Origin of the sequence: Microtetraspora glauca (assembly GCF_040656155.1) — a bacterium.
In the GTDB taxonomy this organism is placed as follows: domain Bacteria; phylum Actinomycetota; class Actinomycetes; order Streptosporangiales; family Streptosporangiaceae; genus Microtetraspora; species Microtetraspora glauca.
This window is the reverse complement of record NZ_JBFALK010000036.1, coordinates 1-13,371: the sequence shown is the minus strand read 5'-3', so window position 1 is coordinate 13,371 and position 13,371 is coordinate 1. Positions and strand designations below refer to the sequence as shown.

Sequence of the window (13,371 nt, the reverse complement as noted above, 5' to 3'; positions counted from 1 at the left end):
CCGAGCACACCTGCGGACTCTGGGCGTCTGAGATGTGCTCACGTCACGCACCGTAAGACTGCGTGTCACTGATTGACGAGCATTCGATGCGGTGTGTCGCGAGATCGTCAAAGCTGTTCATGTAATTCGATCCCGGTGCGTAGTCACCGGGAAGCGCTCACTGTCCCGGGGTCGTCTCCGTGCGCCTGGACGCCGCCGCCTCGCGGGCGCGGCGCCACTGGACGAGGAGGCCGCGCGGGACGTCCTCGACCGTCAGCGCGTAGCAGATGTGGTCGCGCCAGGCGCCGTCGATGTGGAGCTGGCGCCGGCGGACGCCCTCCTCCCGGAAGCCGAGCTTCTCGACCACCCTGCGGCTCGCGTGGTTCTCCGGGCGGATGTTCGCCTCCAGGCGGTGCAGTCCCGTGGTGAAGAAGCAGTGGTCGACGGCCATGGCCAGCGCGGTCGGGATGATGCCGCGCCCGGCGAGCGCGCCGTCCACCCAGTAACCGACCTGGGCGGACCGGGCGGAACCCCAGACGACGGCGCCCACAGTGAGCTGCCCGGCGAACGCTCCCTGGTAGGTGACCACCCAGGGCAGGGCGAGCCCCTGCCGCGCCTCGCGCCGCAACGTGCCCACCATCGAGACGTACGGCCCGAGGCCGGTCCTGAACAGCGGCGTCTCGGGGTTGCTCGGCTCCCAGGGCCGAAGCCAGTCGGCGTTGCGCAGCCGGGTCTCACGCCAGGCACGGACGTCACGCAACCGCAGGGGCCGGAGTCCGACGGGCCCCTCGGTCAGGGCCGCCGGCCAGCCGCGAAGTCGATCCACGCGTCAATCATCTCCCGGAAGTCCTCCGCCGCGCCACGCCGGTCCCCGAACCCCGTCATCTGCGGTGGTCACCGCCCCGGATCTGGTCGACGGCGTGCCCCAGGATCGGGGCGAGCACCGCCATCCCGTCACGTACGCCGCCCGAGGAGCCGGGCAGGTTGACGATCAAAGTGGATCCCGCCTGGCCGGCCAGCCCGCGGGACAGGATCGAGGCGGGCACCTTCTCCCTGTTCACCTGGCGTACGGCCTCCGCGATGCCGGGGATCTCACGGTCGAGGACGCGGCGCGTCATCTCGGGCGTGAGATCCAGGGGGGTGAGGCCCGTGCCGCCGGTCGTCACGATGACGTCGTAGCCGTCGCCGACCCCCTGTCGAAGGGCCGCCTCGACCGGCTCGCCGTCGGGGACGACCTTGGGGCCGTCCACGGTGTCGCAGCCGGTCTCCAGGAGCAGCCGCGCCAGCAACGGCCCCGAGGTGTCCTCGTAGATCCCGGCGGACGCGCGGTTCGACACCGTGATCACGAGCGCTCTCACGGACGGGTCCAGACACCGGTCTTGCCGCCGGTCTTCTCCTCGACGCGCACGCCCGTGATGACGGCCGCGGGATCGACGGCCTTGACCATGTCGATCAGGGCCAGGGCCGCGACCGTGACCGCGGTCAGCGCCTCCATCTCGACACCGGTGCGGTCGGCGGTCTTGACCCGGGCGGTGATCTCCACGCCCGTGTCGACGACGTCGAGCACGACCTCGACGCCCTGTACGGCGATCGGATGGCAGAGCGGGATGAGGTCGGGAGTGCGCTTGGCGCCCATGATCCCGGCGATCCTGGCCACGCCGAGGGCGTCACCCTTGGGCACGTCACCGGCGCGGAGCGCGGCCACGGCGGGGGCGGCGAGCAGGACGCGTCCGGTGGCGGTCGCCGTACGGACGCTGACGTCCTTCGCTGAGACGTCCACCATGCGGGCGGCGCCGGTTTCGTCGATGTGCGTCAGTTCGTCGCTCACAGCGGGATCACCTCCACTTCGGCTCCCTCGGGGAGCTCGGTCACCTCTTCGGGCACGACGACGAGGGCGTTGGCGGACGCGAGCGCGGCGAGCTGGTGCGACCCCTGCCCGACGACCGGGGCCACCGTCTCCCCCGACAGCACGGCGCGCAGGTAGGACCGTTTCCCCGCGGGGGAGCGCAGGTAGGCCGTGGTGGTCGCTCTCACCGTCCGGGGCGGCCCTTCGGGGAGGCCGCGCATCTTGCGCAGCGCCGGTTCGACGAAGAGCACGAACGACACGAAGGACGAGACCGGATTGCCGGGCAGTGTGAAGATCGGCACGTCGTCGTCGCCGACCACTCCGAAGCCCTGGGGCATCCCCGGCTGCATGGCGACCTTCTCGAAGACGACCTTGCCGAGCGGGGCCAGGGCCTCCTTGACCGGTTCGTACGCGCCCATGGAGACGCCGCCACTGGTGATCACGGCGTCGGCTCGGACGAGCTGGGCCTCCAGCGCGCTCAGGAACCGCTGCGGGTCGTCCGTCACGGCTCCGGCGCGGAACACCTCTCCCCCGGCCTCCTGTACGGCGGCCGCGAGCATGAAGCTGTTGGACTCCCAGATCTGGCCGTGGCCCAGCGATGTGCCCGGCTCGGCCAGCTCGGCTCCGGTGGAGATCACGACGACCCGGGGCCGGGGCCGTACCAGCACGCGGCGGCGCCCGACCCCGGCCAGGATGCCGAGCTGGGCCGGCCCGATCACGCTGCCTTCGCGCAGCACGATCTCACCCGCGTGCACGTCCTCACCGGCGCGCCGGATGGCGTTGCCCGCAGGGGCCGGCCGGTGAACGGTGACCCTGACCGTGCCGCCGTCGGTCCACTCGACGGGGACGACGGCGTCGGCACCCGCGGGCACGGGCGCGCCGGTCATGATGCGCGTGACCATGCCCGGCCCCATCGCGCGCAGCTCGCTGTCCCCCGCCGCCACGTCCTCGATCACCGGGAGCACGACCGGCGCGCCGGCCACGTCCGCCGCGCGTACGGCATAGCCGTCCATGGCCGAGTTGTCGAAGGGGGGAAGCGCCACTGGCGATGCGACGTCCTCGGCGAGCACCGTGCCGTGCGCCCGCTCGAGGTCGACCTCAAGCGGGGCCAGCGGCTGCACGGTCGCGAGGATGTCGGTCAGGTGCCGATCAACCGATTTCATACTTCTAGGATCCCGCCTGGTCGAGGAACTCCCGCAGCCAAGGGATGAACTCGGGCGCCAGGTCTTCGCGGCCGGCCGCGAACTGGACGACCGTGCGCAGGTAGTCGAGCTTGTTTCCGGTGTCGTAACGGCGGCCGCGGAACAGCACGCCGTGGACCGGGCCGCCCTCGCTCGTGCCGCGGGAGGCCAGCGTGCGCAGGGCGTCGGTGAGCTGGATCTCGCCGCCACGGCCGGGCGGAGTGTTCTCCAGAACCTCGAAGACGGCCGGGTCGATCACGTAACGGCCGATGACGGCCCAGTTGGACGGCGCCTCGTCGGCCGGCGGCTTCTCCACCAGGTCGGTCACGCGGACCACGTCGTCCTGGTCGGTCGCCTCGATGGCGGCCGCGCCGTACAAAGAGACCTGCTCGCGCGGCACCTCCATCAGGGCGATGACGCTGCCGCCGTAGGTGGCGCGTACCTCGATCATGCGCTTGAGCAACGGGTCACGGGGGTCGATCAGGTCGTCGCCGAGCAGACAGGCGAACGGCTCGTCGCCGACGTGCTGCTTGGCGCACAGGACGGCGTGACCAAGGCCCTTGGGCTCACCCTGGCGTACGTAGTGCATGGTGGCGAGGTCGACGGGCTCCTGGACCTGCGAGAGGCGCTCCTCGTCGCCCTTGGCGCGCAGCGCGTCCTCGAGCTCGTAGGCGACGTCGAAATGGTCTTCGATCGAACGCTTGTTACGGCCGGTCACCATCAGAACGTCGAGCAGACCGGCGGAAACCGCCTCCTCGACGACATACTGAATGGCCGGCTTGTCGACGATGGGCAGCATCTCCTTGGGAGTCGCCTTGGTCGCGGGCAGGAATCGGGTACCGAGACCCGCCGCCGGTACAACGGCTTTCGTTACGTTCTCAAAGTCAGCCATGGTGGAACACTAATGGAGCAGGCTATGGACAAGATGAACCTGCGGCGACGGATTCTTAACACACGGTCAGGACTCGATGAGAAGGTCCTGCGCGAGTCATCCGCCGCCATCCGGGAGCACCTCCTCGAACAGCCCTGGGTCCAGATGGCCGGGCTGGTCGCGTGTTACTGGTCGATCGGCTCGGAGCCGTCGACCCACGGCCTGGTCTTCGCGCTCTGGAAGCACGGGACGACGGTCATGCTCCCGGTGCTCCAGCCGGACCATGATCTCGACTGGGCGGTGTACGACGGTCCGGACTCCCTCGCCCCCGGTCCCTACGGGATCATGGAGCCGGTGGACACGCGACGCGGCGTGGACGCGATCAGGACCGCCGCGCTGGTCATCGTCCCCGCGCTCGCGGTGGACGCCTCGACGGGGGTCCGGCTCGGGCGTGGCGGCGGGTCCTATGACCGCGCACTCGCCAGAGTGGGTCCCAACGTCCCCACGGTGGCGCTGCTGCACGAAGGGGAGCTGATCGAGGACATTCCGACCGAGTCGCACGATCAGCGCGTCGCATTTGGGGCTTTACCGACCGGTATTATTCGATTGCGACAAATGTGACGAGACTGCCGTAGAGCTCGAAAGGGGGGCAGGTGGGGCTGAATGTATGGCTGCTCCTGTCCGCCATCATCGTCATCACGGCAATCGTCTCGGTCCGCATCGCCCACCGCACCGGCCTGCCCAGCCTCCTGATCTACCTCGGCCTCGGCCTACTGGTCGGAGAGTCGGGATTCGCGCACATCCACTTCGAGAACGCGGCGCTCGCCCAGCAGCTCGGTCTCGTCGCGCTCGCCGTGATCCTCGCCGAAGGTGGTCTGACGACCAACTGGCAGTCCGTACGGCATGCCGCGCCTGCGGCTCTGGTCATGGCCACGGTCGGCGTCGCGGTCAGCATCGTCGCGTTCGCGGTCGCCGTACAGGGCCTGCTCGACCTCAGCTGGCGGATGTCGCTGCTGCTCGGAGCCGTACTCGCCTCGACTGACGCGGCGGCCGTGTTCTCCGTGCTGCGACGGCTTCCGCTGCCTCCACGGCTCGCAGGGGTCCTGGAGGCGGAGTCGGGCTTCAACGACGCGCCGACCGTGATCGTCGTGACGATGCTGAGCCTGCCCACCGCGCCCATGCCGTCGACGTGGGACATCCTGGTCAACTCCACGTACGAACTGGCCGTGGGCGCCGTGGTCGGGTTGGCGATCGGGCCCCTGGCGGCGTACCTGCTGCGCAGGGTCGCACTGCCCGCCTCAGGTCTCTATCCGATCGCCGTGATGGCCGTCGCGTTCCTCGCGTACACCGGGGCAGTGCAACTCCACGCGAGCGGCTTCCTCGCCGTCTACCTCGCGACGCTGATCATCGGAAACAGCCGGTTGCCGCACCGTTCGGCCACCCGGGGGTTCGCGGAGGGCGCCGCCTGGCTGGCGCAGATCGGCCTCTTCGTCATGCTCGGCATGCTCGCCAGCCCGTCGGAGCTCCCGAACGCGATCGTCCCCGGTCTGCTGGCGGGCGTGGTCCTCGTGCTGCTCGCCCGCCCACTCTCCGTCGCCGTCTGCGCGCTTCTCCTACGGCTCACGCGTATCGACCGGATCTCCTGGCGAGAACAGGTGTTCCTCTCCTGGGCCGGCCTGCGCGGCGCGGTTCCCATCGTCCTGGCCACGATCCCGTGGGCGGACGGCATGATGGGAGCCAAGGGCGTGTTCAACGAGGTCTTCATCATCGTGATCGTCTTCACGCTGGTGCAGGGCCCGACCCTGCCGTTCCTGGCTCGGCTGCTCGGGATCAGCGCCGAGGGAGAGGCCCGGGACCTCGACGTCGAGGCCGCGCCACTGGAGGAGCTGAAGGCGGACCTGCTGCAGGTGCGGATCCCTCCCGGATCCCTCATGAACGGTGTGGAGATCTTCGAGCTGCGGCTCCCCGCGAACGCCGCGGTGACGATGATCGTGCGCGACGGGCGTTCCTTCGTCCCCTCGGAGACCACCAAGTTGCAGGCCGAGGACCAGTTGCTCGTGGTCACCACGGCCGCACAGCGGCAGGTCGTCGAACAGCGCCTGCGCGCCGTGAGCCGCAAGGGCAAGCTGGCCGGCTGGTACGGCGAACGCGGCCTCACCTGAAGAAGCAGCCACGAGCGACATGCAGTGCGAGGCGACACGCAGTCCGGCACGGCGTTCAGTGCGGGGGGGTCGTTCACTGCGGGGGTTCACTGCGGGGGTCACTGCGGGGGTTCACTGCGGGGGGCGTTCACTGAGGGGGCATGTTCACCGCGAGGCCGATATTCGTCGCGGGTCGACGCCGGCCACAGGGCGGGGCGAGCGTTCCGTGGCCCGTCCGCGACGTCCCACTATGTGAACGGTAAGTGTTCCGGGATGTGGCAGCGGCGCCTCTTGCAGAGCGACACCCGATCACGCGCGAGGCACGGCGGGGCACGTGCGCTTGGGGCGTTCGGGCCTGTGGCACAGGCGTTCCGGCACGTCGGAAGGGTGCGCCGGCCGAGGGTACGCAATAAACAGGGCCTGAGTAGCGTTTATGCTTGTCGGCTGCGTACCATTAGCAGTCGCACCGGTCGAGTGCCAGTTTCAGGAGGAGCGCGTGCCCACCTACCAGTACGCCTGTACCGCTTGCGGTGAGCAGCTGGAGGCCGTCCAGAAGTTCTCTGACGCCCCGCTCACCGACTGTCCGCAATGCACCGGCAAGCTGCGCAAGGTGTTCTCCGCGGTCGGCATCGTGTTCAAGGGATCCGGTTTCTACCGCACCGACAACCGGTCCTCGAACTCGTCGAAGTCGACGAGCTCGACCTCGACGTCCGGCGACTCGTCGAAGACCGACTCCACTCCGGCTCCGGCGAAGACCGAGTCCACCAGCAGCAGCACCCCGGCGACGAGTTCGACAACCGCGTCGTCCACCTCCGCGGCATAGCCCCCGGCCCGGCTCGGCCGGGCCGCACCGGGCGTGGACGAAGGGGCCTGCCCAGGACCGGACCGCCCAGGACCAGGCCGCCCAGGTTGACCGGCCCGCGCGTGCCGCACTGCCCGAACCGGCCTCGGGCCGCGAGCGGACCGAGTCGATCGGGACCGAGTCGATCGGGACCGAGTCGATCGGGAACGCGCCCGAGCCAGGCCGCCTCAAAGCGGACACGGAGCAGTCGCGCGGTCGGCGGCGAAAAGTTATCCACAGGGCCGAGATCCATCCCCTCGGGCTTTCGCTAGTGTCTGCCCATGGTCACTCGCGCAGACATCGGTGTCATCGGCGGTTCGGGGCTCTACTCGCTGCTCGACGATGCCGAAGAGGTCCAGGTCTCCACACCGTACGGCCCGCCCAGCGACACGATCACGCTGGGCCGCATCGGCGGCCGCTCTGTGGCGTTCCTCCCCCGGCACGGGCGTGGTCACGAGCATCCGCCCCATCGCATTCCCTATCGCGCCAACATGTGGGCGCTGCGTTCACTCGGCGTCCGCCAGGTGCTCGCCCCATGCGCCGTCGGCTCTCTCCGCGTCGAGTACGGCCCGGGCACCCTGGTGATCCCCGACCAGCTCGTGGACCGGACGACGAGCCGGGAGCAGACCTACTACGACTCCGGCTGCGCCGTTCACGTCTCCTTCTCCGATCCCTACTGCCCCTCCGGGCGCGGTGTCGCACTGAGCGCCGCCCGCGAGGAAGGGTGGCCCCCCGTCGACGGCGGCGCGCTCGTGGTGATCGAGGGCCCTCGCTTCTCCACCAGGGCCGAGTCGCAGTGGTACGCGGGAGCTGGGTGGTCGATCATCGGCATGACGGCGCTGCCCGAGGCCGTGCTCGCCCGCGAGCTGGCCCTCTGCTACACACAGATCTCCCTGGTGACCGACCACGACGCCGGGGTGGTGGCGGGCGAGGGCGTCACCCACGAAGAGGTCCTGGCAGTCTTCGCCGCCAACGTCGAGCGGATGCGCTCCCTCATCGGGCGGGCCGTGGCCGCCCTTCCGTCCGAGCGTTCCTGCTTCTGCGGCAGCGTCCTCGACGGCATCCCGCTCCCGTTCGAGCTTCCTTGAGCGCATGCGCGCGCTGAGCCGTCCGCTCGCCCGTCACCGCCGCCTCATCGCCGCGTTCCTCGCCGCCACCGCGGTGGCGTGTGCACTGCTGTCCGTGCGGCAGCCGTCCGGCGTCGCCGTTCTCGCCGCGGCTCGCGACCTGTCCGGGGGTCGCGTGTCCGCGCAGGACGTCACCGTCGTACGGCTGCCGCCGGAAGCGGTTCCCGACGGCGCGTTCGATGAGAGAGCCTCGGTCGTCGGCAGGGTCCTGTCCGGTCCGGTGCGCCGGGGCGAACTGCTCACGGACGCCCGGCTGCTCGGGCGGGGATTCCTGTCGACCCTGGGCTCCGGCCTGGTGGCGACCCCCGTGCGGCTCGCCGACGCGGACGCGGCCACTCTGCTCTCGCCGGGTGACGTGGTCGACGTCCTCGCCGCCTTCGGACAGGAAGCCGCTCCTCAGGCGGTCACCGTCGCCAGGCAGGTCACCGTCGTGACCAGACCGGCGGCAGGGGCCGTCGAGGGCGCGCTCCTTGTCCTCGCCACCACGAGTGAACAGGCGACCGCGCTGGCCCGCGCCCAGTCCGCCAGCCGTCTCTCCGTGACCATCCACCCGCGCTAGCGCCCCTCATTGCGCCAGATCACGGCTGGGCACGGATCGGTTCGGCGCAGATCGGTTCGGCGCAGATCGGTTCGGCCCAGATCACCGAGGGGGCGGCCCATCAGGAGACGGACCAAGGAGGGAACGCCTGCCGCGCCTTTCGACGGTGCCCGCCTACGAAGTGGCTGCGGTGGGCGCGGGCCGTCGTGATCTTCTCGACACCGGACGCCAGGTCGTCAGCAGGGCCATGGCCAGCAGCAACTCCGCGATGTCTCCGCCGTAGTACATGATCTCGGCGGCCCCCCGCAGCCCCGTCACGGGCACCCGTACGTCGACGAATAGCCCGGCGTACATGAACTGGGCCAGCGTGGCATGTGACGTGATCGCCACTCCCAGCACGACAAGCCGTGTCTTGACGGACGGGCGTCGAGGCGCGGGATCCGGTCCCGCGATGACCCAAGCGAACAGATAGCCGGCCAGCAGAAAGTGGAGGTGCACGAGATGATGCGAGACCTGGCCTCCGGAGACCAGCCGATACACCGGGGTGAAATACACCGCGGCCATGCCACCTATGTTGAGCACCAGTGCGAACCACGGATTGACGGCCACGTGCAGAACGCGACTGCGGAGAACCTTCGCGACATGGCGCCTGTGCCGCGGCGGAAGCGACCGCAGCAGCAAGGTCAGCGGTGCCCCCAGCACGAGAGCGGTGGGGACCACCATGCCGATGAGCAGATGTTGCAGCATGTGCCCACGGAAATCAGTGTCGGCGAAGGTGCCGATCGGCGGGAGCACCGCCACCATGAGCAGTGCGCAACCGGTGGCGAAGCTCGCCGTACGCCACCGGCTCCATCCCCTCGGCTCATGCCGTACGCGTCCGGCGAGCACGAGATATCCGCCGAGCAGGAGGGCGACCGCCACCGCCTGCGGAGCCGACGCGATCACACCACCATGACCCTCGTGAGCGACGAAGGTCATGCGGCCGAGCCGTTCGGCTCAGTGTGAAGGCGGACCGACCCGCGTTGCAGCAGCCACCCTCCGGCGACGAGCAACGCGCCCAGCACGAGGAACCCCACGTCCCACCAGGTCTGGTACGGCCCGCCGCGCACGTGGTGAATGCCGAGGATGTGATGGTCGATGACGCCTTCGACGAGGTTGAACAGCCCCCAGCCGACCAGGATCCAGCCCCACAGTCCACGCGAAGCCCAGACGCCGCTCCGGCGGTGGGACATCCGCGAGTACAGCATGGCCAGGCCCACCAGCACCGCCGTCCAGGTGAACACGTGGAAGAACCCGTCCCACAGGGTGTTCATCCGCAGCCCGGGAACGGTGTCCGCGGGGTAGTAGCGCACGCCGATGTTGTCGCTGTCGGTGCTGCTCAACATGTGGTGCCACTGCAACACCTGGTGAAGCATGATGCCGTCCACGAACCCGCCGAGTCCCACACCGAGGATCACTCCCGGCAGTGCGATGTCCCCTGTCACGTCGGCTGGTCGGGCCGCTCTGATCCCCATCATGAGCCTCTCCTGCGGTCACACCAGCGTCTGTCTCAAGGAGTGCGCCGGCTCTCGGCCTGTTCGTCGTCCACTGCGCGGGGCATGTCGACCGGCGCGTCCAGCCGAAAGGCCACGGCGGCGGCCGGACGTCCACGGGAAGGCACCCGGACACGATCTGATGCTAAGCCGGGAAACCGCAGATCAGAGCGCAGGAAACGCCGTCATCCCCCATGATCGGCCGTCGGCGGATCGGTCGCGCACGATCCCGGTGGCGACCGCCGTACACGATCGGAGCTGTCGTCCACGGCACCGGCCGGACACGCCTCGGCACGGAAGCCGGTGACGTGCCGGGACCCACCCCATTTCTGGGTCAGACGACTCCATGTCAGCTGTAAAGGATCAGACGGCGCGGACTCTGGCTTGCGGCCCCAGATGGACGGGCTCCTCAGAGGAGCGAACCCACCTTGGGGTCGTACTCCCAGTGCCACGGCTCGAACGGACTGCTGTAGGCCCAGTCGGGGTGGATGAAGCCATAGCGCTTCGAGTTGGCCTCAAGCCAGTTGAACTGCGCGGACCGGAAGATCTGCACGCCCCCGCAGAGGTCGACGGCCATGCCGAGACCGTGGTTGCTCTTGCCCGGGGTCGCCGCCAGCCCGGGACGCTGGTAGTAGACGGCCTGCTGTTCCGAGAGGCTGCGGTAACTGTCGGAGATGCAGATGGGCGTGCCGAATCGCTGCTTGTAGGCGACGTTGAGATCGGCGAACGCGATCGCCGCGTCGGCACGCAGTTCCTCGCCCTTCTGCGGAAGCGGGCAGAGATAACCCCTCGGCAACAGGCCGTTGGGGAACTGCGCCGCGAGGTCGACCCGCGTGGGGTCGCAGGCTCCCGTACCACGGTTGTTGGCGTTGACCTTGACGCCCAGCTTGACCAGCGCCCGGGTGAGTGACTTGACGAGAGCGGCCGAGCGCGTGCGCAACGTGTCGATCTCGGCGTCCAGTTGGGCCTCCTGCAGGAGGTTCTCTGCACGTAGCTCCTGCGCCTCGGTGGCCAGCCGTTCTCGCTCCTGGAGGAGCTTCCCCGCGTCGGACACGACGTTGTTCTGTCCGGCGACCATGTGGTTCACGTCGCTGAGCGCGCGGAGAGGGTGCGTGCCGTCACCAGTCGGGAAGAACGCGCCCATACCGTTGGCCGTGGGGTCCTGGTAGACGTACTCGACGATCTCGGACAGGGGCCTGCGCACCTTGGCCAGCTGCTGGTTGGCGGCCTGGAGCTGGGTCAGCTTGGTGGTGACCTGCTTCTGGAGGGCGTCGAACTGCTTCTGCCGTGCCTTCAGCGTTCGGTTGGCGTCCTCGATGCCCTTGAACGCCTTCTGGGCCTCACGCCGCAGCTCGGTGAGGTTCGCCGGGGCCTTCAGCGGGACGACGCCCAAGGCGTTGCGCGGCGCAGTGTCCCCGTGAGCGGCGCCGGCGGTGGCTCCACCGACGAGCGAAGTCATCACCATGACAACCGCGATCAGACCCGCCGATCGAGGAGATGACACGATCGACTCCTCCATTGCGAATTCATGACCTGGGCCAGGGACGCACGTTACTACAGCCGGATGAATGCCCGGGTCCGGGGCGTCAAGCGGTCAGGCTGTCCGGCGCGCACGCTCCTGACACGCCTCCCACAACCAGGTGTCCTGCCATTCCCTCGCGCACGAGAACTCCGGGGTACTGGGCTCCGCCCGCCGCGCGGGCCGCTGGGGCCGAGATCTCGGTGACACTTTCCTTACCGGCCACTTCGGCGGCAGGAGGTGATGGGGCTTACGAATCAAGGGCCGCGGCACCATCCCCTGGTACAGCGGTACGAGCGCCTGGTAGAGCAGATCCGGACGGGCCCGGACGTGATCGTTCACCTTCGGCGGCGCCTGCCGTGGTGCGGCCACCCCGAACGAGCCACGGATCGAGTCCCCGTATCCCGTGAGTTCGCCGATGAGCAGGCCAAGGGCGAGCAACGCCGGCGCGAGCAACGCCGCGACGAACATGTGCGCACCCCGAGGGAGTCTGCGTCGCCGTATGGTCACAATGCGTGACGGTAATCAGATAGGCTGCTGACGGGTCGTCCGCTTGCCAGGGCTTTACCGCCCGTCAGGGCAGTGATGACCATGAAGTCGGCCGACTTATCCGCCCCAACGGCGCACGCGGTGCCAACCTTTCGCTAGGCTTACAGGGCATGTCTCGCCTCCGTAGCTCAGGGGATAGAGCACCGCTCTCCTAAAGCGGGTGCCGCAGGTTCGAATCCTGCCGGGGGCACGCACCAAATCTTCGACACAGGCACTCGCACTCTTCAGCGGGTGCCTGTTTTCGTTCCCGGGAAGTTGCTCTGCCATGGCCGCGACTTCCCCGATCGTGTCGCCGTCGAGCGTGATCCGGATCAGCGCCATACCTGCGCCCGCGTCGTAGCGGATCTCCAGCCGGAAGGCGGAGAACAGCTCTCACTGGAGCGCTTCAGGAAGGTCCGCGAGCCTCATTTGGAGCATCGGAACCCTGTCGAGCAGGTCCACCTGCTGGTCGCGGCCGGGCCGGTGGGCTTCGAGGTCGGCCAGCTCCTGCACCTTGGCCCGGCGCTCGGCCTCCAGCTCGCCGAAGCGGGCGCGAAGGCGACGCGAGAACTCCGTATCCGCATCGACGTCCTCAAGTTGGGCGATCAGCCGATCCTGCTTCTTGGTGATCTCCAGCCTGCGCCGCCTCCAGGTTCTCGAACGGCACCGCATCGTCCAGCAGTTCGCGGCGCAGCGTCCTGCGGAACCGCTCGACCTTCCCGGCCAAGTCTGTCCAAGAAGGGGCCGGATCGTTGGACACGATCACTAGTGCACGCCTTTCCAGATCTGGAGGTGTGCGGCAGGACGGGCAACGTTCCGGCGGTGCGCGACTTGGTGGAGGATTCGGGTCCAGGAGGCGTCGAGCGGCTCAGGGGAAAAGGCCACGCGGTCGGTGACCGAGCGGCGCACAATGCGGACGGCGCCCAGGAACTTGATCCGGTCGGGGTCGATCCCAGCCGCCGTGGCGGCGGTGCAGATCAACGTGCACAACGCCCAATGGGTCAGCAGGTAGGCCCAGATTTCCTGGTAGACCAGCTCGGGGGTGCGCGAGCGCAGGATACGACCCGGCCCGCGCAGGTGGGTCTTCAGCTGATCGATACCGGTTTCGGCCTCCCAGCGGTCGTGGTAGCAACGGGCCAGGTCCTCGGCGGTGGCCTCGGCAGGGTCGAGGATGCTAGTGCCGTGTCAGGCCACGTTTGCCCTCTTCACGATCCGGCGTAGGCGGGGGTTATCGACGTTGCGGTTACGCCAGGCGATGTAGCGGCGGA

General features: G+C 68.9%; 16 protein-coding genes, 1 tRNA gene and 1 pseudogene. 6 read left to right on the top strand and 12 right to left on the bottom strand.

Annotation, left to right across the window (positions count from 1 at the left end):
- Positions 1–157 precede the first annotated feature (157 nt).
- Genes AB0I59_RS40170 through galU form a run of 5 tightly spaced genes read right to left on the bottom strand, consistent with a single transcriptional unit; the run spans position 158 to position 3,898 of the window.
- Entirely contained in the window at positions 158–805 is a 648-nt protein-coding gene (locus AB0I59_RS40170; RefSeq protein WP_061253056.1) for a GNAT family N-acetyltransferase, read from the bottom strand.
- A gap of 55 nt (positions 806–860) precedes the next feature.
- Positions 861–1,337 (bottom strand): MogA/MoaB family molybdenum cofactor biosynthesis protein, encoded by a 477-nt coding sequence (locus tag AB0I59_RS40165; RefSeq protein WP_082776515.1) that lies wholly within the window; start codon positions 1,335–1,337, stop codon positions 861–863.
- Positions 1,334–1,807, bottom strand: a complete 474-nt coding sequence (moaC, locus tag AB0I59_RS40160; RefSeq protein ID WP_061253054.1) for a cyclic pyranopterin monophosphate synthase MoaC — start codon at positions 1,805–1,807, stop codon at positions 1,334–1,336. The genes AB0I59_RS40165 and moaC overlap by 4 nt, the downstream gene beginning before the upstream one ends.
- Entirely contained in the window at positions 1,804–2,988 is a 1,185-nt protein-coding gene (glp, locus tag AB0I59_RS40155; protein WP_061253053.1) for a molybdotransferase-like divisome protein Glp, read from the bottom strand. The genes moaC and glp overlap by 4 nt, the downstream gene beginning before the upstream one ends.
- A gap of 4 nt (positions 2,989–2,992) precedes the next feature.
- A complete protein-coding gene (gene galU / locus AB0I59_RS40150; RefSeq protein ID WP_061253052.1) occupies positions 2,993–3,898 on the bottom strand; it encodes a UTP--glucose-1-phosphate uridylyltransferase GalU in 906 nt (301 codons plus the stop codon).
- Between the two features lie 24 nt (positions 3,899–3,922).
- Here galU and AB0I59_RS40145 point away from each other — a divergent pair, with 24 nt between their 5' ends.
- The 3 genes and pseudogenes from AB0I59_RS40145 to AB0I59_RS42215 all read left to right on the top strand — a co-directional run.
- The gene (locus tag AB0I59_RS40145; RefSeq protein WP_082776601.1) at positions 3,923–4,498 is read left to right on the top strand and encodes a 5-formyltetrahydrofolate cyclo-ligase; all 576 of its coding nucleotides are present in this window, start codon (positions 3,923–3,925) and stop codon (positions 4,496–4,498) included.
- A gap of 32 nt (positions 4,499–4,530) precedes the next feature.
- Positions 4,531–6,039: a potassium/proton antiporter gene (locus AB0I59_RS40140; RefSeq protein ID WP_061253050.1), complete on the top strand. Its 1,509-nt coding sequence runs from the start codon at positions 4,531–4,533 to the stop codon at positions 6,037–6,039.
- Between the two features lie 412 nt (positions 6,040–6,451).
- Positions 6,452–6,607 (top strand): annotated as a pseudogene (locus AB0I59_RS42215) (FmdB family zinc ribbon protein); the annotation flags it as partial.
- 62 nt (positions 6,608–6,669) lie between these two features.
- Here AB0I59_RS42215 and AB0I59_RS42210 read toward each other — a convergent pair.
- Positions 6,670–6,828, bottom strand: a complete 159-nt coding sequence (locus AB0I59_RS42210) for a hypothetical protein (protein WP_435831190.1) — start codon at positions 6,826–6,828, stop codon at positions 6,670–6,672.
- 312 nt (positions 6,829–7,140) lie between these two features.
- Between AB0I59_RS42210 and AB0I59_RS40130 the strand changes: the two genes are divergently transcribed.
- Both AB0I59_RS40130 and AB0I59_RS40125 read left to right on the top strand, forming a co-directional pair.
- Complete coding sequence (locus tag AB0I59_RS40130) at positions 7,141–7,947, top strand: S-methyl-5'-thioadenosine phosphorylase (protein ID WP_358141890.1); 807 nt, start codon at positions 7,141–7,143, stop codon at positions 7,945–7,947.
- 4 nt (positions 7,948–7,951) lie between these two features.
- Positions 7,952–8,545, top strand: coding sequence for an SAF domain-containing protein (locus tag AB0I59_RS40125; protein WP_061253048.1), 594 nt, complete (start codon positions 7,952–7,954; stop codon positions 8,543–8,545).
- A gap of 153 nt (positions 8,546–8,698) precedes the next feature.
- Here AB0I59_RS40125 and AB0I59_RS40120 read toward each other — a convergent pair whose 3' ends face one another.
- The 4 genes from AB0I59_RS40120 to AB0I59_RS40105 all read right to left on the bottom strand — a co-directional run bounded on the left by AB0I59_RS40120 (position 8,699) and on the right by AB0I59_RS40105 (position 12,046).
- On the bottom strand, positions 8,699–9,502 hold the full coding sequence (locus tag AB0I59_RS40120; protein ID WP_061253047.1) for a cytochrome c oxidase assembly protein: 804 nt from the start codon (positions 9,500–9,502) through the stop codon (positions 8,699–8,701).
- A complete protein-coding gene (locus tag AB0I59_RS40115; protein WP_358141886.1) occupies positions 9,499–10,041 on the bottom strand; it encodes a DUF2243 domain-containing protein in 543 nt (180 codons plus the stop codon). Before AB0I59_RS40115 ends, AB0I59_RS40120 begins: the two co-directional genes overlap by 4 nt.
- 424 nt (positions 10,042–10,465) lie before the next feature.
- Positions 10,466–11,560: a D-alanyl-D-alanine carboxypeptidase family protein gene (locus tag AB0I59_RS40110; RefSeq protein ID WP_061253652.1), complete on the bottom strand. Its 1,095-nt coding sequence runs from the start codon at positions 11,558–11,560 to the stop codon at positions 10,466–10,468.
- 90 nt (positions 11,561–11,650) lie between these two features.
- Positions 11,651–12,046: a hypothetical protein gene (locus AB0I59_RS40105; RefSeq protein WP_061253046.1), complete on the bottom strand. Its 396-nt coding sequence runs from the start codon at positions 12,044–12,046 to the stop codon at positions 11,651–11,653.
- A 195-nt stretch (positions 12,047–12,241) separates the two neighbouring features.
- Between AB0I59_RS40105 and AB0I59_RS40100 the strand changes: the two genes are divergently transcribed.
- A tRNA-Arg gene (locus tag AB0I59_RS40100) sits at positions 12,242–12,314 on the top strand.
- Positions 12,315–12,496: 182 nt separating this feature from the next.
- Here the strand turns inward: AB0I59_RS40100 and AB0I59_RS40095 are convergent.
- Both AB0I59_RS40095 and AB0I59_RS40090 read right to left on the bottom strand, forming a co-directional pair.
- Positions 12,497–12,775, bottom strand: a complete 279-nt coding sequence (locus tag AB0I59_RS40095; protein WP_358141882.1) for a hypothetical protein — start codon at positions 12,773–12,775, stop codon at positions 12,497–12,499.
- Positions 12,776–12,868: 93 nt separating this feature from the next.
- Entirely contained in the window at positions 12,869–13,276 is a 408-nt protein-coding gene (locus AB0I59_RS40090; RefSeq protein WP_358141997.1) for a transposase, read from the bottom strand.
- Positions 13,277–13,371: the final 95 nt, after the last annotated feature.